The organism is Paraburkholderia unamae (assembly GCF_003096875.1).
GTDB lineage: Bacteria > Pseudomonadota > Gammaproteobacteria > Burkholderiales > Burkholderiaceae > Paraburkholderia > Paraburkholderia unamae.
The window spans coordinates 30,358-52,726 of record NZ_QEOB01000028.1 but is presented as its reverse complement, the minus strand read 5'-3'; the positions used below and the strand labels follow the sequence as shown (position 1 = coordinate 52,726).

25 protein-coding genes are annotated in these 22,369 nt (G+C 66.5%); 14 read left to right on the top strand and 11 right to left on the bottom strand.

All coding sequences use genetic code 11. From position 1 onward, the window contains the following. Window positions 1–49 precede the first annotated feature (49 nt). Together C7402_RS38715 and C7402_RS38710 are read right to left on the bottom strand one after the other, a co-directional pair. On the bottom strand, window positions 50–784 hold the full coding sequence (locus C7402_RS38715; protein WP_116614296.1) for a glycosyltransferase family 9 protein: 735 nt from the start codon (window positions 782–784) through the stop codon (window positions 50–52). Continuing rightward, window positions 754–1,707, bottom strand: coding sequence for a tetratricopeptide repeat protein (locus tag C7402_RS38710; protein WP_116614295.1), 954 nt, complete (start codon window positions 1,705–1,707; stop codon window positions 754–756). Before C7402_RS38710 ends, C7402_RS38715 begins: the two co-directional genes overlap by 31 nt. A gap of 179 nt (window positions 1,708–1,886) precedes the next feature. Here C7402_RS38710 and C7402_RS38705 point away from each other — a divergent pair, with 179 nt between their 5' ends. Next, entirely contained in the window at window positions 1,887–2,297 is a 411-nt protein-coding gene (locus tag C7402_RS38705) for a GFA family protein (protein ID WP_208949070.1), read from the top strand. Window positions 2,298–2,344: 47 nt separating this feature from the next. Here the strand turns inward: C7402_RS38705 and C7402_RS38700 are convergent, their stop codons facing one another. Beyond that, a complete protein-coding gene (locus C7402_RS38700; protein WP_116614323.1) occupies window positions 2,345–3,259 on the bottom strand; it encodes a LysR substrate-binding domain-containing protein in 915 nt (304 codons plus the stop codon). A gap of 149 nt (window positions 3,260–3,408) precedes the next feature. On the opposite strand from C7402_RS38700, the gene C7402_RS38695 reads away from it, so the two are divergent. Next, on the top strand, window positions 3,409–4,317 hold the full coding sequence (locus C7402_RS38695) for an aldo/keto reductase family oxidoreductase (protein WP_116614293.1): 909 nt from the start codon (window positions 3,409–3,411) through the stop codon (window positions 4,315–4,317). 3 nt (window positions 4,318–4,320) lie between these two features. On the opposite strand, the gene C7402_RS38690 is transcribed toward C7402_RS38695, so the two are convergent. Beyond that, window positions 4,321–5,226 carry a LysR family transcriptional regulator gene (locus C7402_RS38690; protein WP_116614292.1) on the bottom strand — a complete coding sequence of 302 codons (906 nt, stop codon included), beginning with the start codon at window positions 5,224–5,226 and terminating at the stop codon, window positions 4,321–4,323. Window positions 5,227–5,320: 94 nt separating this feature from the next. Between C7402_RS38690 and C7402_RS38685 the strand changes: the two genes are divergently transcribed. Continuing rightward, window positions 5,321–6,601: an MFS transporter gene (locus tag C7402_RS38685; RefSeq protein ID WP_116614291.1), complete on the top strand. Its 1,281-nt coding sequence runs from the start codon at window positions 5,321–5,323 to the stop codon at window positions 6,599–6,601. Window positions 6,602–6,762: 161 nt separating this feature from the next. On the opposite strand, the gene C7402_RS38680 is transcribed toward C7402_RS38685, so the two are convergent. Then, window positions 6,763–6,987: a hypothetical protein gene (locus tag C7402_RS38680; protein ID WP_112172168.1), complete on the bottom strand. Its 225-nt coding sequence runs from the start codon at window positions 6,985–6,987 to the stop codon at window positions 6,763–6,765. 376 nt (window positions 6,988–7,363) lie between these two features. Here C7402_RS38680 and C7402_RS38675 point away from each other — a divergent pair, with 376 nt between their 5' ends. The 3 genes from C7402_RS38675 to C7402_RS38665 all read left to right on the top strand — a co-directional run bounded on the left by C7402_RS38675 (window position 7,364) and on the right by C7402_RS38665 (window position 9,725). After that, window positions 7,364–8,020: a LysE family translocator gene (locus tag C7402_RS38675; RefSeq protein WP_112172169.1), complete on the top strand. Its 657-nt coding sequence runs from the start codon at window positions 7,364–7,366 to the stop codon at window positions 8,018–8,020. A gap of 107 nt (window positions 8,021–8,127) precedes the next feature. Then, entirely contained in the window at window positions 8,128–9,189 is a 1,062-nt protein-coding gene (locus C7402_RS38670; RefSeq protein ID WP_116614290.1) for a DMT family transporter, read from the top strand. A gap of 143 nt (window positions 9,190–9,332) precedes the next feature. After that, window positions 9,333–9,725 (top strand): SRPBCC family protein, encoded by a 393-nt coding sequence (locus C7402_RS38665; RefSeq protein WP_116614289.1) that lies wholly within the window; start codon window positions 9,333–9,335, stop codon window positions 9,723–9,725. Between the two features lie 36 nt (window positions 9,726–9,761). Here the strand turns inward: C7402_RS38665 and C7402_RS38660 are convergent, their stop codons facing one another. Then, window positions 9,762–9,977 (bottom strand): DUF3079 domain-containing protein, encoded by a 216-nt coding sequence (locus C7402_RS38660; RefSeq protein ID WP_112172172.1) that lies wholly within the window; start codon window positions 9,975–9,977, stop codon window positions 9,762–9,764. A gap of 301 nt (window positions 9,978–10,278) precedes the next feature. On the opposite strand from C7402_RS38660, the gene C7402_RS38655 reads away from it, so the two are divergent. Beyond that, the gene (locus C7402_RS38655) at window positions 10,279–10,710 is read left to right on the top strand and encodes a hypothetical protein (RefSeq protein WP_116614288.1); all 432 of its coding nucleotides are present in this window, start codon (window positions 10,279–10,281) and stop codon (window positions 10,708–10,710) included. A gap of 174 nt (window positions 10,711–10,884) precedes the next feature. On the opposite strand, the gene C7402_RS38650 is transcribed toward C7402_RS38655, so the two are convergent. Next, on the bottom strand, window positions 10,885–11,196 hold the full coding sequence (locus tag C7402_RS38650) for a hypothetical protein (protein WP_116614287.1): 312 nt from the start codon (window positions 11,194–11,196) through the stop codon (window positions 10,885–10,887). 260 nt (window positions 11,197–11,456) lie between these two features. Between C7402_RS38650 and C7402_RS38645 the strand changes: the two genes are divergently transcribed. From C7402_RS38645 to C7402_RS38625, 5 genes are all read left to right on the top strand, one after another. Further along, window positions 11,457–12,089, top strand: coding sequence for a TetR/AcrR family transcriptional regulator (locus C7402_RS38645; protein ID WP_116614286.1), 633 nt, complete (start codon window positions 11,457–11,459; stop codon window positions 12,087–12,089). Window positions 12,090–12,135: 46 nt separating this feature from the next. Beyond that, window positions 12,136–12,855, top strand: coding sequence for a Pr6Pr family membrane protein (locus C7402_RS38640; protein WP_116614285.1), 720 nt, complete (start codon window positions 12,136–12,138; stop codon window positions 12,853–12,855). 62 nt (window positions 12,856–12,917) lie between these two features. After that, entirely contained in the window at window positions 12,918–13,928 is a 1,011-nt protein-coding gene (locus tag C7402_RS38635; protein WP_244315037.1) for a helix-turn-helix domain-containing protein, read from the top strand. A gap of 33 nt (window positions 13,929–13,961) precedes the next feature. Then, window positions 13,962–14,471: a DUF1697 domain-containing protein gene (locus tag C7402_RS38630; protein WP_116614283.1), complete on the top strand. Its 510-nt coding sequence runs from the start codon at window positions 13,962–13,964 to the stop codon at window positions 14,469–14,471. Window positions 14,472–14,558: 87 nt separating this feature from the next. After that, complete coding sequence (locus tag C7402_RS38625) at window positions 14,559–14,864, top strand: NIPSNAP family protein (protein ID WP_116614282.1); 306 nt, start codon at window positions 14,559–14,561, stop codon at window positions 14,862–14,864. On the opposite strand, the gene C7402_RS38620 is transcribed toward C7402_RS38625, so the two are convergent. Beyond that, window positions 14,845–15,882: an alpha/beta hydrolase family protein gene (locus C7402_RS38620; protein WP_116614281.1), complete on the bottom strand. Its 1,038-nt coding sequence runs from the start codon at window positions 15,880–15,882 to the stop codon at window positions 14,845–14,847. The genes C7402_RS38625 and C7402_RS38620 overlap by 20 nt on opposite strands. Window positions 15,883–15,982: 100 nt before the next feature. On the opposite strand from C7402_RS38620, the gene C7402_RS38615 reads away from it, so the two are divergent. Both C7402_RS38615 and C7402_RS38610 read left to right on the top strand, forming a co-directional pair. After that, complete coding sequence (locus tag C7402_RS38615) at window positions 15,983–16,909, top strand: LysR substrate-binding domain-containing protein (RefSeq protein WP_116614280.1); 927 nt, start codon at window positions 15,983–15,985, stop codon at window positions 16,907–16,909. Window positions 16,910–17,114: 205 nt separating this feature from the next. Beyond that, entirely contained in the window at window positions 17,115–18,404 is a 1,290-nt protein-coding gene (locus C7402_RS38610; protein WP_116614322.1) for an MFS transporter, read from the top strand. A 159-nt stretch (window positions 18,405–18,563) separates the two neighbouring features. Here C7402_RS38610 and C7402_RS38605 read toward each other — a convergent pair whose 3' ends face one another. From C7402_RS38605 to C7402_RS38595, 3 genes are all read right to left on the bottom strand, one after another. Next, window positions 18,564–19,760, bottom strand: a complete 1,197-nt coding sequence (locus C7402_RS38605; protein WP_116614279.1) for an NnrS family protein — start codon at window positions 19,758–19,760, stop codon at window positions 18,564–18,566. 96 nt (window positions 19,761–19,856) lie between these two features. Beyond that, complete coding sequence (locus C7402_RS38600) at window positions 19,857–20,642, bottom strand: SDR family oxidoreductase (protein ID WP_208949069.1); 786 nt, start codon at window positions 20,640–20,642, stop codon at window positions 19,857–19,859. 80 nt (window positions 20,643–20,722) lie between these two features. Then, entirely contained in the window at window positions 20,723–22,108 is a 1,386-nt protein-coding gene (locus C7402_RS38595) for an MmgE/PrpD family protein (protein ID WP_116614278.1), read from the bottom strand. Window positions 22,109–22,369: the final 261 nt, after the last annotated feature.

The window sequence follows — 22,369 nt, the reverse complement described above, 5'->3', positions numbered from 1 at the left end:
AGCCGCCTTGCGTCGTCGATAAAACACGCCAGGCGGCACGCCGAAACAGCTAGATGGCGAGGATCGCCTGCTCCACGCGCTGCAAGACGTCGCCCCACGCGTCGCGCGTGTTCTGGCGGAAGATCCTGGCCGTCGGATACCACGGCGAGTCGTCGCGGTCGGTGAGCCAGCGCCAGCAGGCCGCGTAGCGCGACAGCACCCACACCGGCTTGCCGAGCGCGCCGGCCAGATGCGCCATCGACGTATCGACGGTAATCACGAGATCGAGGTTCGCGACGATCGCCGCGGTGTCGGCGAAATCGCGCACGTCGTCCATCGGGTCGAACGGGCGCGCTTCGGCGGGCAGATCGGCGATCTGCGGGCGCGTGGTCGCGCCCAGTTGCAGGCTGACGAACGTCACGCCCGGCGTGCGCAGCAACGGCGCGAACGAGCGAGCGTCGAGCGAGCGGCGCTGGTCGATGGCGTTCGAGGCCGCCTGGTCCTCGCGCGGATGTCCCGCCCACACCAGACCGACCTTCAACGCGCCCGCAGGCAGGCGCGCGCGCCACGCCTGGACCTCATCGTCGCGCGCATGCAGATACGGCGCGCGCGCCGGAATCGTGGCGAGTGTCGTGCCGAAACGCATCGGCAGGCTCATCGTGAGGCACCAGTAGTCGTGGCCCTCGATGCGTCCCTCGCCGTTCAGCGGAATCACGCGGTCGGCGCCCGCCAGGGTTTCAAAGAGCCGCGCCAGCGCCGGCGCGCACGCCACGCTCACCTGCGCCGCGCCCAATGCCTTGAGCATCGGCACGTAGCGGCAGAATTGCAGGCTGTCGCCCAGGCCCTGCTCGGGCCAGACCAGGATCGACTTGCCCGCGAGCGATTCGCCCCGCCATTGCGGATACGGCACCGGCGGGCGAGCCACGCCGCCCTCGCCGATCGAGGGTTCGTGCGCGCTTCATACAACGGCCAGGCCTCCTCATACGCGCCGAGACACAGCAGCGGCAGCGCCAGATTCGCGCGCGCCGCCGCGTAGTCGGGGCGCAGCGCGAGCGCGCGCCGGTAAGCCTCGATCGACGCCTCGACACGCCCCAGTTGCCACAACGCATTGCCGAGGTTGTTATGGACTTCGGCAATGCCGTCGTCGAACGCCAGGGCGCGGCGACACGCGGCCTCGGAATCGGGCAGGCGGTTCATGTCCTTGTAGAGCAGGCCCAGGTTGTTCCATGCCGCGACATGATCCTGCCAACGGTCCAGCAGCGTGCGATACGCGGCCTCGGCCGCCGCGAGACGGCCAAGCCGCCACATCAGCACGCCCTGGTTGAGGAGCGCGCCGACGTCATGCGGATCGAGCGCTAGCGCACGGGCGAGCGTGGCCTCCGCTTCGTCCGTGCGCGCCTCGCGCATGAGCGTGAGCGCCAGACTGGAGAGCGCGCTCACGTCGTCGGGGCGTATCGACAGCACACGCCGGTAAGCGTGGCCGGCCGCCGCGAAGCGTCCGCGGCGGTACAGCCAGGCGGCGAGATGGTGGTGTGCGTCGGCGAGCGCCTCGGTGTCGCCCGCAAGCGTGCGGGCCGCGAGTTCAAGCGCCTTCGCGTTGGCGGGCTGGGCGTCCAGCACGCGCAGAAGCGCTTCGAGCGCCGCGTCGTGCCGCCCTTCGGCGTGCGCGGCCAAGGCGTCGCGCCATGCGTCGTCGGCTGGCCGTGCGGAATCAGGCGTAGGGGTCATGGGGAATCTGGAATCGAGGCGCGCTCGGCGCGAAACCCGCAAACTTATCGCCGTCTCAAATGCACGGCCATCGCCCGACTCTGAAAGTGCGGGAGCACGCCCTTATACTGGCCGATCTCGTTCTCGTTCGCGCCAGACCTGCGCGAACCCATCCCCCCGTTACCGTTCGCGAGGTTGTCATGCCGCTCGAAGGAAGCTGCCTGTGTGGCGCCGTTCGCTACGAAGCCGCACGGCTTTCGTCGCCGATTGGACACTGCCATTGCGTCACCTGCCGCAAGGCCCAGGGCAGCGCCTATGCGAGCACCGCGCGCGTGATGCGCGAAGACTTCCGCTGGCTTGCGGGCGAGGATCGGCTTACGCGCTACGAGTCGTCGGAGGGCAAGTTCCGCTACTTCTGCTCGACCTGCGGCAGTCATCTCATGGCCGAGCGCCCCGCGCAGCCGCACGTGATCCTGCGCGTGGCCACGCTGGACGACGACCCGGGCGCGCGCCCCGCCTTCCATATCTGGACCTCGCACGACGTGCCGTGGCTCACCGACGAAGGCGATACGCCGCACTACGCCGAATGGCCGACACCGCCCGCCACCTGATGCCCGCCACCTGATGCCCGCGACCCGAAACCCGCCAGCCGGTTCGCTCAGGATGCCGAATCATCCTCGTGCGCATTCGCCTTGACGAAATCCACGAACGCGCGCAACGGCGCGGGCAGGTGCCGCCGTCCCGGATAGTAGAGAAACGGCCCCGGAAACGACACCGCCCAGGTTTCGAACAAGGGCACGAGCGCGCCACGCTCGAAATACGGCGCCAGCATCTCCTCGTACAGGTGCACGATGCCGACGCCGTCGACCGCCATGCCTATCAGCAAGTCGAGCGCCGCGCCCGGGCGCACCACGAGCGGCGAGGGCGGATCGAGCCGCAGCATCTCGCCGTCGCGCTCGAAATACCAGAGCGGCATCGCGCCGCCCGCGAACTGCACGCGCAGGCACGCGTGCCCGAGCAGCTCGCGCGGATGCTCGGGCCGCCCGCGCGCCGCGAGATACGCGGGCGAGGCGCCGGTCGCGATGCGCTCCACGCGCGGGCCGATGGGAATCGCGATCATGTCCTGCTCCAGCCGCTCGTCGTAGCGGATGCCCGCGTCGCAGCCGATCGCCAGCACGTCGACGAAGCCGTCCTCCACCACCACTTCCACGCGAATCTCGGGATAGGCTCGGTGAAACGGCGCGAGCACGCCCGGCAGGATGGTGCGCGCCGCGCTCGCAGGCACGTTGAGCTTGAGCGTGCCGGCCGGCTTCTCGCGATAGCCGTTGAGCACGTCGAGCGCGGCTTCCATCTCGCTAAAAAGCGGCGTGATCGATTCGAGCAGCCGCTGCCCCGCCTCGGTCGGCGCCACGCTGCGCGTGGTGCGATTCAGCAGCCGCAAGCCGAGCTTCGCCTCGAGCCGCCGCACGGCCGTGCTCAAGCTCGACGCCGAGACGCCGCCTGCGCGCGCGGCGTCGCGAAACCCGCCCGCCCGAGCCACCGAAACGAAAGCGGCCAGATCGTTCATTTCCATCGCCATCAGTCACCTGCTCCCGTTACACGCGCCCGTCGGCCGCACTGTGCAATATTTCGCACAGCCTGTTCGAATCAGATGGGATTATCGGACAATTCGAACGCGCCCATACTGCGGTCATTCGTCGATTCGCCAACCAGGAGAACGCAATGCCGAACCGCAAACCCGCCCCCACGTACGAACTGGCCGGCCGCCAGGTGAACCGCATGGGCTACGGCGCCATGCAACTGGCCGGTCCCGGCGTGTTCGGGCCGCCCAGGGACCGCGCGCAGGCCGTTGCGGTGCTGCGCGAAGCCATGACGCTGGGCGTGGACCACATCGACACGAGCGACTTCTACGGCCCGCACGTGACGAACCAGATCATCCGCGAGGCGCTGCATCCGTACGCGGAGAACCTCACGATCGTCACGAAAGTGGGCGCCGTGCGCGACGACAAGGGCGCGTGGCTGCCCGCGCTCGAACCCGCCGACATCGAGCGCGCCGTGCAGGACAACCTGCGCAACCTCGGGCTCGATGCGCTCGACGTGGTGAACCTGCGCATCATGGGCGACGTGCACAAGCCCGCCGAGGGGCCGGTCGAAAAGCAGGTCGAGACCCTGGCCCGCTTGCGCGAACGCGGACTCGTGCGCAACGTCGGCATCTCGAACGCCACGGCCGCGCAGATCGCGGCGGCGCAGCGCATCGTGCCGATCGTGTGCGTGCAGAACCACTACAACCTCGTTCACCGCGCCGACGACGCGCTCATCGACGCGCTGGCCGCGCAGTGCATCGCCTACGTGCCGTTCTTTCCGCTGGGCGGTTTCTCGCCAATCCAGTCGTCGGCGCTATCGTCGCTGGCCGCACGCCTCGAAGTCACGCCGATGGCGCTTGCGCTCGCCTGGCTGCTGCGCCGCTCGCCCAATATCCTGCTGATTCCGGGCACGTCAACGCTCGCGCACCTGCGCGAGAACGTGGCGGCCGCCCGGCTCGATCTCACGGACGCGGTGCTGGCCGAGCTGGACGCGATTGGCCGCGAATCGGGCGACACCGGCGCAGGCAGCGCGAACGCGCACGCCTGAGCGTCACGCCGCCTCGGCCGGGACGAGCTTCGCCGCCAGCGCGTCGCGAATGAGCGCGACGGGCCGCACGAGGCGCCCCGGCAGCGCCCCGTGCACGAGCCACACGTTGAGCCCCGAGCGGAAGTCGGTCGCATCGACGACCTGCAACTGCTCGCGCAGCGGGCTGCGCGCGAGCGCCTGCGGAGCGGCAAGGCCGATGCCCATGCCGCGCGCGACCAGCGAAAGCTGCAACTCCGAGCCGAACGCCTCCACCGCGACGTTGAACGGCAGGCCCGCCATGCCCATCGCGCGGCTCAGCGCCGAGCGCATCCCGCAGCCGTCCTGATTGAGCACCCACGGATGATGCGCGAGCGCGGCGAGCGTCGTGGGTTCCTCGGGCAAGCCGAACGAGCGCGCCACGACCACGAGGGTCGGCGTGTAGCCCAGTTGCGTCGCCACGACGCCTTCGGGCGGTCCGAGCGCGGCGGGCAGCAGCACGACGGCGGCGTCGAGCCGCGCACGCGCGACTTCGTCGAGCAGCCCCGGCGACCAGCCCGCACGCACGCGCAACGTGAGCTTCGGATACTCGCTGCGCAACTGGTCCACGGGCTGCTCGAGCGCCAGTTCCGAGAGAAACGGCGGCACGCCGAGCTTGAGCTCGCCCGCCGGTTCGCTTTCCGGCGAGGCCACGGCCAGCAGATCGTCCACCGCGCTCAGGACCGTGCGCGCGAGGCCATACACCTCGTTGCCGGCGGCCGTGGGCTTGAGCGGTTTGCTCTGCCGGTCGAGCAGTTCGATGCCGAGCGTCGTCTCCAGGTTCTGCACGCGGCGCGTGAGGCCCGGCTGCGTGAGGAACAGCTTCTCCGAAGCCCGCACGAGCGACCCGCTCTCGACCACCGCCACAAACGCTTCCAGATCTCGCGTGTTCAAAACAACTCCGCATAAAGATTATCGCGATAATTCAATTGTCGCATAACGTGACGCTGCCTACGATAACCGGAACGCCACAATCCGGAGCCCTTCGATGGAGCAGCCCGCCGAGACCTGCACGCGCGTTTTGACACGCACCGATGTATCCGCCAGCCCCGCCACCCAAGCCACGCTCACGCTGCCGATGACGCTTTTCTTCGCGGCGGCCGTCGGCGTGATCGTCGTGAATCTGTCGGCGGCGCAACCGCTCGCGGGGCTGGTGAGCCATACGCTGAACCTGCCGCCCGGCTTCGTCGGCGCGGTTGCCATGCTGCCGCAGTTGGGGTACGCGGCGGGCTTGCTGCTGCTCGTGCCGCTGTGCGACCTGCTGGAAAACCGCCGGTTGATCTTCCGCACGCTCATGGCCTGCGCAGCGTTTCTCGCACTTGCGGCGCTCGCCCACTCGGGAGCGCTTTTTCTCGCCGCCGTGTTTTTCGCGGGCGCGACGTCGAGCGTGATCCAGATGCTCGTGCCGATGGCCGCGTCCATGGCGCCCGAAAGCCAGCGCGGGCGGGCGGTGGGCAACGTGATGAGCGGCCTGATGCTGGGCATTCTGCTGTCGCGGCCGCTCGCGAGCCTGATTGCCGGGTCGCTCGGCTGGCGCGCGTTCTACGGCATCGAAGCGGGCGCGGACGCCCTGCTTGCCCTCGTCCTCGTGCTGCGCATGCCGCGCCGCACGCCGGCCGTCACCGCGCGCTACGCCGACCTGCTTTATTCACTCTGGACGCTCCTGCGCACCGAGCCCGTCCTGCGGCGCAGCGCGTTTCTCGCGGCGCTGGCGCTCGGCGCGTTCTCGGCGTTCTGGACGGCGATCGCCCTGCGCCTCGCCCAGCCGCCGTTTTCGCTCGGCATGAGCGGCATTGCGGCGTTCGCGCTGGCCGGGGCGAGCGGCGCGATCGTCACGCCCGTGGCGGGCCGGCTCGGCGATCGCAACGCGGAACGCGCCACCCAGTACGCCGCTCACGCGACCATGCTCGCCGCCGTACTGCTGCTGGGCGTGGCGGGCGCCGGTTGGGGCGGATTTTCTCCCGCCGCGCATCCCACGCTCGCGCTCGGCCTGCTCGTGGCCGGCGCCGCGGCGCTCGACGCGGGCGTCATCGCCGACCAGACGCTCGGGCGGCGCGCGGTCAACCTGCTCAACCCCGCCGCGCGAGGCCGGTTGAACGCGATTTTCGTGGGGATGTTCTTTATCGGCGGCGCGGCCGGGGCGCTCGTGGCGGGCGCGGCGTGGGCTTGGGCGCGCTGGAGCGGCGTGTGCGCCGTCGCGCTCGGGTTCACGCTCGCGCTGATCGCGCTCGGCTGCGTTTATCGCGCTGCGCCGCTCGCAAGGGAATAGCGGCTCGCTCGGGGAACCGGACGGTTCGCGAAGCGCGCAAACGAAAAAGCCGCGGCTGATTTCAGCCGCGGCTCTTGTATTGGTCACGCATTACCATCCGGACACGAACCAAAGCGCCTGACGAACTCCCTGGAGAATCCGTCAAACGGGCAGCGAGGCGCTCACGCCTGCTGATCCGATCCGTCCGCAGGTTGCGCGGTGTTGTCGTCGGCGGGCTTTTCGTCTTCCTTCTTCTCGACGAGTTGCTCCACCTCTTTCGCGCCTTCGAAGCCCGCGACCGCCGCAGCCGCTTTCGTCAGGAAGCCCGCGTTCGGATCGAGCTTCTCAGCCCCTTCGACAGCCGCCACTGCGCCGGCGATTTCACCCACCTTGTCCAGAATGCCCATTTGACCCCTCCAGTTGAACCCGGCTTGCGGGCTGACGAGGCGATGGCTCGCCTCCCGTGCGCCGCACATCCGATCCAGCGAGCGCGCCGCTTCATTGTGTGCCTGCGCAATGACAGCGGCAACCACCAACTCATTAATCTGACAATGATTAACGATACAGAGACCGTTGATTTGTTGCGACGCGTCAATCGTTTGACTATACTGAATTCGTCTCCTCCATGTCTCCCTGGCATGGTTCAAGCCCGCTTCGGTTGCGGGCTTTTCTTTACCCGCCTCCCCACCGTTCAGCCGCTGCTTCCCCAAGCGCCGGACCCAGGCCCGTGCCCGCCACTGGCATAATCGCGGCTTCCCCTGTCTCTTATTCCTGGCTGCTGCAATGAGTCTGCATACTTGGTGGCTCTTTCTCGTCACCGTCTTCGTCGTCTGCGCCATCCCCGGTCCGAATATGTTGCTCATCATGTCGCACGGCGCGCAGTACGGACTGCGCCGTTCGAGCGCGACCATGGCCGGCTGCCTTTCCGCGCTTGTCCTGATGCTGGCCGTCTCCGCCGCCGGGCTCGGCGTGTTCCTGCAAGCGTGGCCGGCCATGTTCAACGCGCTGCGTTTCATCGGCGCCGCCTATCTCGTGTATCTGGGCGTCAAGGCGTGGGGCGCCCCCGTGCCCGAGTCCACTGCCGATGTGGTGTCGAACGCAACAACCGCGGCGATGCAAGACGCCGCGCGCCCCATGCGCTCGCCGCTGGCGCTTTATCGCAACGGCTTTTTCGTGGGCGCCAGCAACCCGAAGGCGATCCTCTTCGCAGCGGCGCTCCTGCCGCAGTTCATCGACGCGAGCCGCCCCGTGCTGCCCCAGTTCGGCGTGCTCGTCGCGACTTTCGCCGTTTGCGAAGTGAGCTGGTATCTCGTGTACGCGGGCTTCGGCGCGCGCATCGGTGCCACGCTCAAGAGCCGCCGCGTGGCCCGCGCGTTCAACCGCGTGACGGGCGGCGTATTCGTCGGCTTCGGTGCGATGATGGCGTTGCTGCGCCAGTAAGCGCGCTAGCGCGGCTCGAAGCCCGGCGCTTGCGCGCCCGCGCCGGGTCTCCTACGCTTTTTTCGTCGTTACCGTCGTAATCGTCGCTATTGCGCTTCGAGCCACCCATGAAGTCCCATCGACACACCATCCTCACAGCCCTGCTCGCGGCCGCCCTGTTCGGCATTACGACGCCGCTGGCCAAGGCGCTGCTCGGCAGCGTCTCGCCGTTCATGCTCGCGGGGCTGTTCTATCTCGGCAGCGGCTCGGGGCTCGCGATCGTGCTGTTGCTGCGGCGCTTCGCGGCACGCGCAACCCGCGCCGCCGTGCACGACCCATTGCGCGTTGCCGAGCTGCCCTGGCTCGCCGGCGCGATCGCGGCGGGCGGCGTGGCCGCGCCAGCGCTCCTCATGCTCGGCCTGAACACCGCGCCCGCCGCCACGAGCGCGCTGCTGCTGAACCTGGAAGGCGTGCTGACGGCGGTCATCGCCTGGGTCTGCTTTCGCGAGAACTTCGACGGGCAGATCGCGCTCGGCATGGCGGCGATCGTCGCGGGCGGCGTGCTGCTTTCGTGGCCGGGCGCGCATGCGGACGTCGCTCCCGGCGCGCTGCTCGTGGCGGCGGCGTGCCTGTGCTGGGCCATCGACAACAATCTCACCCGCAAGGTCTCGACCAACGATGCGATGGTCGTCGCCTGTACGAAAGGCCTCGTGGCCGGGCCCGTGAATATCGGCGTCGCGCTTCTGGCAGGCGCGCACTGGCCCGCCTGGCACGTGAGCGGCGGCGCGATGGCCGTGGGTTTCGCGGGGTACGGCGTGAGCCTCGTGTTGTTCGTCGTCGCGCTGCGCCATCTCGGCACGGCGCGCACCGGCGCGTACTTCTCCGTCGCCCCGCTGTTCGGCGTGGCGCTCTCACTGGTGCTGTGGCCCGAGCGGCCGGCGCTCACCTTCTGGCTTGCGCTTGCGCTGATGGCATTCGGCGTCTGGCTGCACGTGCGCGAGCGCCACGAACACGCACATACGCACGAGCCGCTCGAGCACACGCATGCGCACCGGCACGACGAGCACCACCAGCACGAGCACGACTTCGCATGGGATGGCACGGAACCGCACACGCACGGGCACCGTCACGCGCCGATCACGCACAGCCACGCGCATTACCCCGACGTCCATCACCGGCACGCGCATTGACGGCGGCTCCCGGCGGCGACGCGTTGTCGGGCCAACGGCGCTAACCGCTGTCACGGCTGCAATCGACGTCAATATTTCCCAGGACCGGTGCCCGGCACGCGCGCACGATGCACGCGTCACACCAACCCGAGGAGACACGTGCGATGGCTACCCTTTACCGCGACATTCCCGTGGAAACCGCCGCTGAAGACGCATGGGCCGCATTGCGCGACCCCGCCAACGTCGCTCGCGTGTTCGCTGGCGTGCTGATCGATGTGCGCACGGAAAACGAGCTGCGATGGGTGACGTTCGCCGACGGCACCGTGATCGAGGAACGCATGATCGCCGTGGATGATGCGCACATGCGCATCGCCTATACGGTGGTCGGCGGGCGCTTCGAGCATCATCACGCGACGGTGCAGGTCGTGGCGCAGACGCCGCAGCAATGCCGGGTGGTCTGGATCAGCGATTTCAAGCCCGATGAGCGTGCCAGTGCGGTCGAACCGCTCATGGATGCCGGTTGCGCGGCCCTGAAGCGCAACCTCGCGCGCCAATGACGGCACGCCCGCCAAGCGGGCGCATCGGAGGGAAGATTAGCGGGGAGTGGACTGCGCAGCGGCCGTTGTGTCGGTTTGCGCGTCGAAGCCCCAGTCGCCGTATTCGAGCCAGTCTTCGCCGAGCATTTCGATGGGATGCGGCGTGCGGTCCGATCCGTTGCCGCAACTAAGCGATCCGGCCTGGCAATAACGGTCGCAGCCCCAGCAAACACGTTCGGGATGCTTCGGATAGAGCGGGATCTTCTTGGCCATGATGGGCAGCGTTGAGCAGTGAGCGATAGAACCAATATAGCCCTCGCCACACGCCGGACCAGAGACGCGTTGCCGCATCCGCGATCCGGCCGCACGCCATCCTGGAGGCGGTTTGATCAGCGGTAAGCACGGATACCTGGCGAACGCGCTCGCCAAATTGGCGTACGTCGCGCGGGATTGGCCGTTAGTTGCGTATCATGACAATGAATCCGGCGGCAGCAAGGCGCACTGTGCGACGCCGTCCACACCGGCACGCCACTTGCCCTCACAATGGCGCCAGATCCCAAGCGAAGGAGCCTCGATGGGCGTAAGCAAATTGACGTTGATCGCGCGATGCGCCACTGCCTGCGCAAGCCTCGCCGGCGCGCCGTCCGCCCATGCCGAAGGGACCTTCGACGGCGGCTGGAACGTGACGCTCACCTGCCCGGCAAGCGCGCAAGGCGCAAGAGGCTACACGTACCGGTTCCCTGTCGAGATTCAGGAAAGCGTGCTGCACGGTGAGCACGGCGTGAGGGAAACAGGCGGCTGGCTCACGCTGGACGGCAGCATCGAGCCCGACGGGTCGGCCACGCTCATCGCGCAAGGTCTCGCTAACGCTCCGGCCTCCGCCAAGGGGCGCACGAGCGGGAGCACGCCCTATAGGTATACGGTCAACGTCCAACTGGATGCGACATCCGGCAGCGGCACGCGCGCAAGCGCCCGCAAGTGCGAATATGCGTTCGTGAGGGACTGACGATGGGATGCGTGGTGGCCCACGCGATCGGGAGCCGGAAAAGAAAAAGCCCGCCTAAGTGGGCGGGCCGAATCCATATCAGGAGGAGACATGGAGGAGACGAGTGAAGTATAGGGTTTTCACCTAGGTCTTGCAACTGTTTTTTCGCGACTCTGCGAAAAAAATCGTCGGCGCTCATTCCGCACGCTTCTCGCGCTGCACCTTGCCGAAGTGCGCGGCCAGAAAGAGCCCGATCGCGAGCCCGCCCGCCAGCGCGGCCAGCGCGCCTTCGACCGTCCCGATCCGGGCAGGATCGCGCATGGCGAACACCAGCGCGATCACGAGATTCACAAATCCCCACACGACGTTCACAACCGGCGACGAATCGCCCCTGCCCCGCGGCCGCGCGAACGGCGTGGGAAACGGCAGCCCCTGAAGGCCGGAAGCCAGATGGGGAAGCGCATTGCAGAAAAACACTCCGGCGAAAAAGAGCCAGATGGCATGCATGTCGTTACCTCAAGTCAAGCGTGGAAGCGGGAAGCGCGCTAGATCCGCGCACAGCGATGTTGTGATGTCCGCTGGGCACGCGCCCCGCTGAAATGCGAGGATACCCTCTCAAACAATAGTAGAGAACACCCTCGCATAAGTCAATTCATCTATCCTTTCAAGCATCAAAACACGCCACTTTCACCGGATAACGCCCCATGATTCACGCATGGTAATATGCGAGGAATTCCTCTCAAATCCTCGCATTTTCAGGTACCCGCATGCGTTCACCTTCCTCCTCCACGGAACCCGCGCGCGCCACCGAGCCCAAGCGGGAAAGAGGTCGTCAGCGCGTGGCGGCGATCATGGACGCGGCCGTCGCTGTTTTCAGCGAAAAGGGCTATGACGCGGCCACCATGACCGAAATCGCGGCGCGCTCCGCAACGGCCATCGGCTCGCTGTATCGCTTCTTTCCCACCAAGGAGGCGCTGGCCGAGGCGCTGTTGCAGCGTTACGCGCAGCAAGCAAGCAACGGTCTGACCGACCTCCAGCAGCAGGTGCCGGAAATGACGCTGGAAGCGGTTGCCGATGCGCTCGTCGACTTCGTGCTGCTGTTGCAGTCGCAACGCAGCTATGCGAGCGCGCTCATCGATGCGCGCAGCGGCGGCAGCGAGCAGCGCCAGCGCTTTCGCGAAGTCATGCGCGCAGGCGTCGCCGGCATCCTGGGCAGCGCGATTGCGGGCCTCAAGCCGGCCAGGGCCAAGGTCATGGCCGTCGTGCTGATTCACATGCTCAAGGGCGTGACCGGCGCCGCAAACGAAGAGCCGGCGGCGCGCGCCATGTTGCTCGCCGAGCTTCGCGAACTCGTGCGTTTGTACCTCGTTTCGGCTTCGCAGCGCGCAGGCGGGAAATAGCCGGCGGCGTCCAACGCGCCGCAGCTTTGTGCGCTACCATCCGTGGATGTCCGAACGCCCCCTGTCCGCCGCCGCCGCGCAGCCACCTGGCCTCCAGGCCATGGCCATGGCGGGCGCCATCGCGCTGCTCGCGTGGGTCGCGCTCGGCGTGCAGACCGACATCACGATCCATCGCATGGAATCGCGCGGCTTCGACACGCTGGAGGCCATCGGCCGGCTCGCCGCGTACCTCACCAATCTCACGGTGCTGCTGGTCGCGCTCACGTTCTCCTGCGTCGCGCTGCGCGTGCGCACGTGGCCGGGGCGCTTGCTTGCCAGGCCGGCGGCCGTGAGCGCGATCACGGTGTACATCGTATTCGTCGGCATTGCTTACAACTTGCTGCTGCGCCACATATGGACGCCGCACGGGTATCGCGGCCTGCTCAACGAAAGCCTGCACAGCCTCATTCCGTTGCTGTGCGCCGCATACTGGCTGATGTTCGTGCCGCGTTTCGCGCTCTGCGCGCGCGAATGCCTCGCCTGGCTCGTCTACCCGCTCGGCTATCTCGTCGTCACGCTCTGGCGCGGCAGCGAGACTGACTTCTACCCCTATCCATTCATCGACGTCAGCCAGCTCGGCTATGCGCACGTGATCGTCAACAGCGCGCTGCTGTTCGCCGCCTTCATCGTGTTGATGGCGATCTTCATGGCGATCAACGCGCGGCGGCGGCCTGCGATGATCGCCGTTCACGAACGCCCGGCACCGGACTTGCCGCGCCCCGATTAACTCGCCATACTCCGGCGAGAAAGTACCTGGCTCCCACCCACCCTGACACGCTTGCCGAAATCTTGACGACGGATTTCCCTGCCGGCGCAACAGCGCCACCATACTGTGTCCAAGACCGGTTCAGCACGAACCGCGAAGCGCCGCTGCGGCAACTGCTCGCGTGGCGCGATCGTCTTTCCCATTTCCTCGACGTGCCGGTTACGCGCGCGCAAATCGCGCGCGGCTTTTACGGCACCATCGAAAGCTACCGCAGCGGCGACCTGACCTTCATGGACTGCCGCACCGACGCCGTGAGCCAGACGCGCACGGCCGCGCGTATTTCCACCGACGCTTTGCGCAACTACGTCTTCCACGTGGTGATGGAAGGCACGCTCGAAACCTCCACGGGCCTCTATCCAAAGCGCATAGCCACGCAAACGCAGCCCAGCATCATCGCCCTCGATCTTGCGCAACCCATGCACATGTCGCGCACGGACTGCCGCGTGCTCGCCCTGTTCGCGCCGCGCGCGCTCATCGAGACGGTGCTGCCGGAACCCGAAGCGGTGCACGGCAAGCTGCTCCACGATCACACGCCCCTCGCCCGCCTGATTCCGGGGCACCTCGCGCATCTTTGCCGCGCGCTGCCGCGCATGAGCGCCGCCGAGGGGCACGATGCGATCCGCACCTGCACGCTGCTCATTGCCGCGGCGTTCGGTCAGCAGGCACGCCTGCACGGCAACGCGCGCGCCGCCGCTCGGGCCGCGGCGTTTGCGAGCGCGCGCCGCTTCATCGACGAGAACCTGCACGAAGCCGGGCTCTCGCCCGAGCGCGTGCTGGTCGCTTCGCCGCTTTCGCGCCCGACGCTCTATCGCATGTTCGAGTACGAGGGCGGCCTCGCGGCCTATATCCGCAACCGGCGGCTCGCCCAGGCCGCCGAAGATTTGCGCGGCTTCCCGAACAAGCCTGTTGTCGAAATTGCGTATGGGCTGGGATTCGCCAGCGCGTCCGACTTCAATCGTGCGTTCAAGCGGGCGTTCGACATGTCGCCGCTGGAATTCCGCCACTTTTCTTTCGCCGCGCCGGTTTTTCCCTGAACGGGCGCACGCTGTCACTCCTGGTTCCCATCCATGCCTGTTTACATCGCCCTGCTACGCGCCGTGAATGTCGGCGGCACCGGAAAACTGCCCATGCCGGAGCTTCGCGCGATGTGCGAAGCGCTCGGATTCACGCGCGTGCGCACCTATATCGCGAGCGGCAATGTCGTGTTCGAAAGCCGGCTTGGTGAAGCCGCCGTAAAGAAGAAACTCGAACAAAGCCTCGACGCCTATGCGGGCGAGCCCGTCGGCGTGCTGGTGCGCTCGGGCGCCGAGCTTGCCGGCGTGCTGGAGAGCAACCCATTTGCGGCCGCCGCGCCCGATCGCACCGTCGCGATCTTTCTTGACACCCCGCCGCCCGCCGACGCACTCGACAGCGCGACTGGCAAGCAGTCCGAAGAAATGGCGCGAGGCGTGCGGGAAATCTATGTGCATTACAAGGACGGCATTGGCCGCTCGAAGCTAAAGATCGCGGCAGCAAAGAACGGCACGGCGCGCAACATGAATACGGTGGCGAAGCTTCTGGAGATGGCGCAGGACTAAGCGCCTCATGGCCTCATGGCCCTTGACGCGCGCCACGCCTTGCAACACAGTACAGGGCCCGTTTTCCAACCACTCGAAGAACAGACCATGATTACCTGCTATCTGCGTTACGTGATCGATCCATACCGTCTCGAAGAATTCGAAACCTACGCGAAGATGTGGATTCCGCTCGTGGAGAAGTTCGGCGGCACGCATCATGGCTACTTCCTGCCTTCCGAGGGCGCCAACAATATCGCGCTCGCGCTGTTTTCGTTTCCGAGCCTCGCGGCCTATGAAACGTATCGCGCCGATTCGATGAAAGACGCCGAATGCCAGGCGGCGTTTCGCTACGCGGTCGATACGCGTTGCATCGTGAGTTACGAGCGCAGCTTTTTCAGGCCGGTTTTGTCGTAGGCTCATGAGCGCGCCGTAGCGGCACGCACGACTCGCCCTCGGTCTCGTCGAGCCCGCTGCGCGACGACACGATGCGCCCCGGCGCGCCCGGCGCAATCGCGCCATTGACGAGCCAATGCAACGCAACCGGCCAAAGGCTCGCCTCGAAACGGCTGTGAAAGAACGCGAAATGGCCGATGCGCTCCACGCCGATATCGGCGGGCGCGATGCGGAGATGCGCAACCCTGCTATGCACGAAGTAACGCAGGAGCCGTTCGATGGCCGGCACGGTGCCGAACGCGTCGTCGGTCGTGCTCACGGCGAGCAGCGGCACGCGCATGGCCGCGAAGCGTCGAACGAGCGCGTCGCGCTGCTCGCGTGCGCGCGCGATTGGCCTGCGCCGGTATGTGTCCTCGAAATTGCGCTCGCTGCGGCTCCATGAAAGCGCCACACCGCGCGGCGTGTCCTCCATCCAGCCGAGCCGCCGCGCAGGGAAATAGCCGCACAGCGCGGCGAGCACCGGCATGACGACGTGCCACTTCCACAGCATCGCGGGCTTGCTGCGTGTCGCATAGTCGCGCCAGTGCGCGTATTGCGCCCCCACCGTGAACACCCTTCGAATATGCCCATTCGAAGCAGCGAGCCCCACGACGAACCCGCCAATGCTATGCGCGACGACATCGACGGGCTGCCCCGGAAACCCCTCGCCCACGTAGCGCAGCACCGCCTCGAAGTCGCGCTCGCCCCAGTCGAGCCAGCTTGCCGAAAACCGCGCGAGATCGGCCGGACGCGACTCGCCGATGCCACGGTAGTCGTAGACGATCGCATCGTAGCCGTGCTCATGCAGCCAGGCGGCAAAGCGAAAGTAGTACCGGCAGCGCACCGACGTCGCTGCGTTCACGATGACGACGGGACGCGGCACGCCGTGGCGCCACGCGAATCCACGGATGGGGTAACCGTCGGCCGCAATCGCCGTGAACGGCTCCGGTTCGCGTCTCTCTTGCTGCCTCGTATCGTGATACGTATCCGCCTCGCTCATGCGACATCTCCCCGCGCCAGTAAAGTGCGATACGCCATTTCACTTGACTGCGCCCGCTCGCTCAATCAATCTTCCTGCATTCTTCGCATGAGGAGCACGCATGGCAGTCCCGCTCGTCCGGCTCGCTTCGCTCGACCTGATACGCGGCTTCGTCGCGGTCGGGCGGCGCATGAGCATCACGCTCGCGGCTCAGGACCTCTGTCTCACGCAATCGGCCGTGAGCCGCCAGATCGCAGCGCTCGAAGAGACCCTGGACCTGAGCCTGTTTCATCGCGGCTATCGCTCCATCGCCTTCACGCCGGAGGGCGAGCGGCTGTTCCGCACCGCCGACAGTGCCGTCCAGCAGCTACAGGAAGCGCTGGAGGCGCTCACGCAGGGCGCGGCGCGCCAGCCCGTAACGATCACGGCCAGCATCGGCGTGGCTGCGCTTTGGCTGCTGCCGCGCCTGGGCGCGCTCCAGCAACGACATCCCGACATCGATCTGCGCGTGGCGGCCACGGACAAGGTGCTCGACCTGCGCGCCGAAGGCATCGACCTCGCCATTCGCTACGCGAGCGCGCGCAGCGCCTCACCGGCGTCGATACGGCTGTTCGATGAAGCCATCGTGCCGGTCGCGCACCCGTCGCTGCGCATCGCGAAGCTGGACGCGGCGACGCTCGCCCGGCACGTCCTGCTCGAATTCGACGGGCCCAGGCGGCCGATGCTGCGCTGGGCCGATCATCTCGGCGCGCTGGGCCTTGCCGACGCGCGGCCGCGTGGCGTACTGCGCTTCAATCAGTATGACCAGGTGGTCCAGGCCGCGCTCGCGGGCCGTGGCCTGGCACTCGGCCGCCACGCGCTCGTCGAGCCGATGCTCGCGGACGGGCGGCTCGCCACCATCGGCAAAAACGGCGCGAGCCGCGCGTCCGGTTATGCCTACTTCCTCGATCAGGCGGACGACGTCCCGCGCGACGACGTGCGTGCGGTGATCGACTGGATCTGCGAAGAATGCGGCGCTGCCGCGCCCGGCGAGCCAGGCCTGTCCTGATCACCTCAAACCGGTTCGCATGCGTTGTACGCATGCGAACCGCGCCAAATACTCGCTTGAGCACCAGCGCCGCACGAGCTTAAATGGCCTCGCGGCGAATGCGCCTGGGTGCGCCTTCTGCACGCCCCTTACACGACACACGCGGCGCACGCGCCAGGAAGCGAACATGAGCGTACCGGTCGAAACAGGCCAAACACGCGAGCCGATGCAGCAGCAAACCCGGCAGCAGCAAACCCGGCAGTGGCAAACCCGCTGGCTGCCCGTGATTGCAGGCGGCATCGTGATGGGCGCGGCGCTTGGCGCGCGCAACGTGCAGGGGTTGTTCCTGCTGCCCGTCACGCTCGATCGCGGCTGGTCGCGCGAAGTGTTTGGGCTTGCGCTCGCGTTGCAGAACCTGCTGTGGGGCGTCGCCCAGCCGCTCACGGGCATGATCGCCGACCGCTTCGGCTCGGCGCGCGTGATTCTCGTGGGCGCGGTGCTCTATGCGCTCGGCTTGCTCGTGATGGCGCATGCGACGACAACGGGGCTCTATACGCTCGGCGTGGGGCTCATGGTTGGCATCGCGTTGTCGGGCACCGCATTCGGCGCGGTCTACGGCGCGCTTTCACGCCTCTATCCGGCGGAGCAGCGCGGCTGGGCGCTCGGCGTCGCGGGCACGATAGGCGGGCTCGGGCAATTCTGCATGGTGCCGCTCGCGCAGGACATGATCGGCCATTTCGGCTGGGCCGCGGCCATCGTCGTGCTCGCCGCCATCGTGGCCGCCACCGCGCCGCTCGCGCACTGGCTGCGCGACACGCCCACGCCGCATCCACACGGCGCGGCCCATGCGGACAACGCACGAAGCGCCGTGCTCGATGACGCGCCGAGTGACGCACAACCGATGCGCGCCGCCATCACGGAAGCGCTCTCGCATCGCGGCTTCTGGCTGCTCAATCTCGGCTTTTTCGCGTGCGGATTCCAGCTTGCCTTTATCACCGCGCATCTGCCCGCGTGGCTGCTCGATCGCGGCCTCGGCGCGCGCGAAGCCGGCATCGCGCTCGCGACCATCGCCCTCGCCAACACGGCGGGCACGTTCCTGTGCGGCTACGCGGGCGGCTTCCTGCGGCGCAAGTATCTGCTTTCCGCGATCTATTTCGTGCGGGCGGGCGCCATGGCGCTTTTCATCGCGCTGCCGCTCACGCCCGTGAGCCTCTATGTCTTCTCGTTTGTGATGGGCCTCATCTGGCTTGGCACGGTGCCGCTCACGAACGGTGTCGTCTCTCAGGTGTTCGGCGTGCGCTATATCACGACGCTATTCGGCTTCGTGTTTTTCGGGCATCAACTCGGCAGCTTTTTCGGCGTGTGGCTGGGCGGCGTGGTGTTCGACGCCACGCATTCGTATGACTTGCTGTGGTATGGATCGATCGCGCTCGGCGTGATTGCCGGCGTGCTGCATCTGCCGATCGACGATCAGCGTGTTGCGCGTATGAACAGTACGGCTTTGCAGGCGGCATGAGCATGCAAGCGCATCGTGTCGGGCGGTTCGCCAGTATCACCGCGATCGTGCTTGGCATCGGGGTGATCACAGTGTGGACGTTCGCGAACTGGTTGAAGCCGTCCACACTGTTTGCCTTGCTCGCGGGCTTTTCATTCTGCGGATAGCGAACCTGAAAACTCAGCCTTCCTTACCATCCGCGCGTGGCGTCATGAGCCAGCCCGCGTAGCGATAGCAGTACGCCATGAAGGCGACAACCCAGCAGGCGCCCGAGGCTTCGATCCAGAACGTGAGCCACTGCGGCGCGAGCCAGGGCCCGATCACGCGGATGAGCGCGGCGAGCACGAGCAATCCGTAACAGCCCACCTCGATACCGCCCGCCACGAGCTTGCGCCCCGTGTGTCCGCGCGCCGTGCGCGTGATCATCGCCATGATCGCGCAGCCAATCGCGCCCACTGTGAACGCGTGGATGGCGAGCGTATGCGCGACGAGCCCCAGGGCGGATAGCGCGAGCAGCGCGAAGCCTACGGGTATCCAGGCATAGGCGATGTGCAGGATGGAGAGAATCGGCCGGTTGCCGACCCGCCACGGCCGCCAGCCCCAAAGGCGCGCGCCCTGCGCACACGCCGCCGCACAGGCGACCAGCGCGACCAGCACGCCGGAGCCGAGCGCGGCGTCGAGCACGAACGCCAGCGCGCTCACGGGCATCACCGCGCGCTCGATCGCGTCCCAGCGGCGAAACGCGTAACCCGGCACGGCGTTGGCAGTGAATGAAGGAATGATACGGCCGCCGATGATCGTGATGAAGAGCACGAGCATGCCCACGGCGAGGTAGGCGCTGTGCAGCGCCAGGTCCGCGCGCCCTTCCAGCATCGAGAGATGAAACGTGACGTTCAGCGCGGCAAGCAGGCCGAGTGCAACGGGCAGGAAGATGTTGTGACGGTTTTTCGCGTGGATCAGCACGCGCAGCAGCACGAGCGCACACACCGGCAGGAACAGGCTGTCGACCACGGCCGCGACAGGCGGCGAGCCATACGCGACGGCAACGCGCCCGGCGAGCCACAGCAACCACAGCCCGGCGAGGGATTTCCCCTGCGCGGGCGTGATGGAGGTCCAGGCGCGCACGGCGGTGAGCAGAAAGCCCGCCACGATCGCCGCGCCAAAGCCGAAAATCATCTCGTGAACGTGCCAGAACACGCCGGGCAGATACGAACTGAAGCCAGGCAGCGGATGACCGGAATAAGCAGCCATCCACGCGAGCACGGCCGCGATGCCGAACAGCGCGCCACCCAGGTAGAACGGCCGGAACCCCAGCGCCCACAGCGCGAAACCGCCCCGTGACTTCGGGGCGGGCTCTTCGATTCGATAGACGTTCATGGCCGCTCCATGAAAAGATTCATTTTTAATGCATCTTATATGGTTCGGCACGAAGTTGGGGCGACTGCGGCATTTTGCTCCGAGTGGCGCGGGAGCCTACAGCGTGGTCGCCATCCCGCCGTCCACCGGAATGACCGCTCCGGTGACATACGCGCCCGCCTTCGAAGCAAGATAGATCGCGGCGCCGGCCATGTCCGAATCGCCAGTGAGGCGTTTGAGCGGAACCGGCTCGACCATCGCGTCCATGCCCTTGGTCTCCAGCGTCGCCGCGAGCATCTTGCTCGGAAACACCCCCGGGGCAATGATGTTCGCCGTAACATGCCGCGCCGCCAACTGGGATGCGAAGTGGCGAGTCAAATGGTGAAGCGCCGCCTTCGAGCTCGAATACGCATAGGTTTCGTGGCCGGGAACATGGAAGCCGTCGATCGAGCCGACATTGATGATGCGCGCCGGATCTTCCGCGCTGCCGCCCGCGCTCAGAAGCGCAACGAGATCCTTGACGAGAAAAAACGTCCCCTTCACGTTCAGATCGAAAACCTTGTCCCAGCCCGACTCCGGATACTCCTCCAGTGGCGCCGCCCAGATCGCGCCGGCGTTGTTGATCAGCACGTTGAGCGCCGTTTCATGCTCCTTCAACTGCCGCACCAGCCTCTGCCGGTCTTCGGCGGAGGCAATATTGCACGGGAGCGACACGCACGTGCCGAATTGCTGAAGATCCCTCGCCGCCGCGTCGCATTTTTCCGCGTCGCGCGAACAGATATACACGCGCGCACCCGCCTTGACGAAGGCCTCGGCAATCGCCTTGCCGATACCTCGACTGCCACCCGTGACCAGCACGCTTTTCCCCGCCACACCAAACAACTGCTCGATAACACTCTGCATGAGTCGTCCCTCTGTTTCCGATTGCTTGCCGCCGCATGGTTCGGCGGACCAGATCCGCGCGTTGCTCCGCGCGGTCTTCGTTAGCGCTGCAATAGCGCGGCAATGTCGCCCACCGGCTGCGTCGGCTCCCAGGCGTCGACCAGGCCGAACAGTTTGTCCGCTTGAGGCTTGCCAATGATCTCGTTCGTCAATTCATCGAGCTTGGCCTGAAACTGCTCGGGCGGATAAGGCCTCAACACGCTGCCCGTCGCACGCTCCTGGAACAGATGCACCGATGATCCGTCCTTGAAATGGACCGTCGCGTCAGCGACGAAGTGGCGCGGGTACTCGCGATCGAGCGCTTCGGACACATGCAGGCGAATCTTGCGGGCAAATTCGATCACATCCGAGTCGGCGGTCAACGCGAGCCGTCCCTCGAGGAAGTCACGATGGGTCCGATAGCCGTTGCCCTTGCCCAGCACCGAAAGCGCCATCTGCACCGGCAACGCGTATTGCAGCTCTTCGATATTGCGCGGCCCGTAAATGTGCGCGTTGCGCGTGCCGACAATCGCGTCGGTCATGGTCTGAATATTTGCGTCGATGCCGGTAATCTCGTGCGCGCGCTCGCGAACATTGGCCAACACCTCAATATAGGCGTGATTGGCGGCGCAGCAGCAGTAGGCCTTGAACGACATCTGGAGAAGCTGCAAGGGCGCGTCCGTGCGGAAATCGTCGATCGCCTCCGCGCCCACCGACTTGCGAACAAACGTCCGATAAAACCCCCGGTCGCCCGTGAGGAAACGCAGCGGCCCGGTAATGCCCGCACGCGCGAGATCCACGGACTCGATACCGTTGCGCACCGCCATGCCCGCATGCGCACGCTTGACCGAACCGCCTGTCGATGCGTACTCGGTCGTGCCGCTCGCATGGCTCAACGCAATGGCGAGGGCGTGCAGCGTCTGCTCTTCATCGAGCCCGTATAGCTTCGCCGCGACGGCCGCGGCGCCGAAGTTCGCCAGCACCGAATGCGGCTGCCAGCCCGCATTGAGCAGATCCGGCGACGCGAGGCGGCCGATTCGCACATACGTCTCATAGCCCACGATGAGCGCCGTGGCGACCTGCTCCAGGTTCGCGCCGATTTCCTCCCCGATGGCAAACGCCGCCGGCACGACGCAGCAGCCCGGATGCGCGTTGCCCGCAAAGTCGTCGTACTCGAATCCGTGACCGTAGGCCGCGTTCAGATAAGCCGCATCGGCCGGCGTGGCCTTGAATCCCTCCGCGACGATCGTTGCTCCGCCGGCGCGCGGGTTGCGGAAAGTGCGGACCTGCTTCGACCACGGCAGTTGCGACGACCCGATCTGGATCGCGAACTGATCCTTGACGAGCCGTTTCATGGCCGCGAGCCCGGCCTCGCCGATATCGCGGGGACTGAAATCGACCACAAACTTCGCGACGGCGCGCTCCAGCGTTTGGCTTTCGTCATCCATGTCTCACTTCCTCCTTGTTATGGAACAACCGGTAGAATCTGACGGAATCGGTTCAAACGTTGCTTGTATGCATAATATATTATGCGCGAGTAAAAAGCCAATCCTTCGATGCAGGCCGGATTCGACATCTACAACGCCTGCTTCCCGCTGCCGCGGCCCAATTTTTCACCCAATCACCAGCAGAAAGGCCGTCTGGCTTGACGAGCGCCCGTCCGCGTCGAACCTGGTTGCACTGCAACAATGCACATGCCATGATGCATC

What these genes read in the sequence shown, in the direction of transcription:
- C7402_RS38680 (WP_112172168.1), bottom strand. Translation starts at nt 6,987, where the DNA reads ATGGGCATTCTGGACAAGGTGGGTGAAATCGCCGGCGCAGTGGCGGCT.
- C7402_RS38670 (WP_116614290.1), top strand. Translation starts at nt 8,128, where the DNA reads ATGAAGTCCCATCGACACACCATCCTCACAGCCCTGCTCGCGGCCGCC.
- C7402_RS38630 (WP_116614283.1), top strand. Translation starts at nt 13,962, where the DNA reads ATGCCTGTTTACATCGCCCTGCTACGCGCCGTGAATGTCGGCGGCACC.
- C7402_RS38700 (WP_116614323.1), bottom strand. Translation starts at nt 3,259, where the DNA reads ATGGAAATGAACGATCTGGCCGCTTTCGTTTCGGTGGCTCGGGCGGGC.
- C7402_RS38595 (WP_116614278.1), bottom strand. Translation starts at nt 22,108, where the DNA reads ATGGATGACGAAAGCCAAACGCTGGAGCGCGCCGTCGCGAAGTTTGTG.
- C7402_RS38715 (WP_116614296.1), bottom strand. Translation starts at nt 784, where the DNA reads ATGCTCAAGGCATTGGGCGCGGCGCAGGTGAGCGTGGCGTGCGCGCCG.
- C7402_RS38665 (WP_116614289.1), top strand. Translation starts at nt 9,333, where the DNA reads ATGGCTACCCTTTACCGCGACATTCCCGTGGAAACCGCCGCTGAAGAC.
- C7402_RS38675 (WP_112172169.1), top strand. Translation starts at nt 7,364, where the DNA reads ATGAGTCTGCATACTTGGTGGCTCTTTCTCGTCACCGTCTTCGTCGTC.
- C7402_RS38625 (WP_116614282.1), top strand. Translation starts at nt 14,559, where the DNA reads ATGATTACCTGCTATCTGCGTTACGTGATCGATCCATACCGTCTCGAA.
- C7402_RS38605 (WP_116614279.1), bottom strand. Translation starts at nt 19,760, where the DNA reads ATGAACGTCTATCGAATCGAAGAGCCCGCCCCGAAGTCACGGGGCGGT.
- C7402_RS38620 (WP_116614281.1), bottom strand. Translation starts at nt 15,882, where the DNA reads ATGAGCGAGGCGGATACGTATCACGATACGAGGCAGCAAGAGAGACGC.
- C7402_RS38645 (WP_116614286.1), top strand. Translation starts at nt 11,457, where the DNA reads ATGCGTTCACCTTCCTCCTCCACGGAACCCGCGCGCGCCACCGAGCCC.
- C7402_RS38660 (WP_112172172.1), bottom strand. Translation starts at nt 9,977, where the DNA reads ATGGCCAAGAAGATCCCGCTCTATCCGAAGCATCCCGAACGTGTTTGC.
- C7402_RS38650 (WP_116614287.1), bottom strand. Translation starts at nt 11,196, where the DNA reads ATGCATGCCATCTGGCTCTTTTTCGCCGGAGTGTTTTTCTGCAATGCG.
- C7402_RS38600 (WP_208949069.1), bottom strand. Translation starts at nt 20,642, where the DNA reads ATGCAGAGTGTTATCGAGCAGTTGTTTGGTGTGGCGGGGAAAAGCGTG.
- C7402_RS38655 (WP_116614288.1), top strand. Translation starts at nt 10,279, where the DNA reads ATGGGCGTAAGCAAATTGACGTTGATCGCGCGATGCGCCACTGCCTGC.
- C7402_RS38640 (WP_116614285.1), top strand. Translation starts at nt 12,136, where the DNA reads ATGTCCGAACGCCCCCTGTCCGCCGCCGCCGCGCAGCCACCTGGCCTC.
- C7402_RS38705 (WP_208949070.1), top strand. Translation starts at nt 1,887, where the DNA reads ATGCCGCTCGAAGGAAGCTGCCTGTGTGGCGCCGTTCGCTACGAAGCC.
- C7402_RS38610 (WP_116614322.1), top strand. Translation starts at nt 17,115, where the DNA reads ATGCAGCAGCAAACCCGGCAGCAGCAAACCCGGCAGTGGCAAACCCGC.
- C7402_RS38695 (WP_116614293.1), top strand. Translation starts at nt 3,409, where the DNA reads ATGCCGAACCGCAAACCCGCCCCCACGTACGAACTGGCCGGCCGCCAG.
- C7402_RS38615 (WP_116614280.1), top strand. Translation starts at nt 15,983, where the DNA reads ATGGCAGTCCCGCTCGTCCGGCTCGCTTCGCTCGACCTGATACGCGGC.
- C7402_RS38710 (WP_116614295.1), bottom strand. Translation starts at nt 1,707, where the DNA reads ATGACCCCTACGCCTGATTCCGCACGGCCAGCCGACGACGCATGGCGC.
- C7402_RS38685 (WP_116614291.1), top strand. Translation starts at nt 5,321, where the DNA reads ATGGAGCAGCCCGCCGAGACCTGCACGCGCGTTTTGACACGCACCGAT.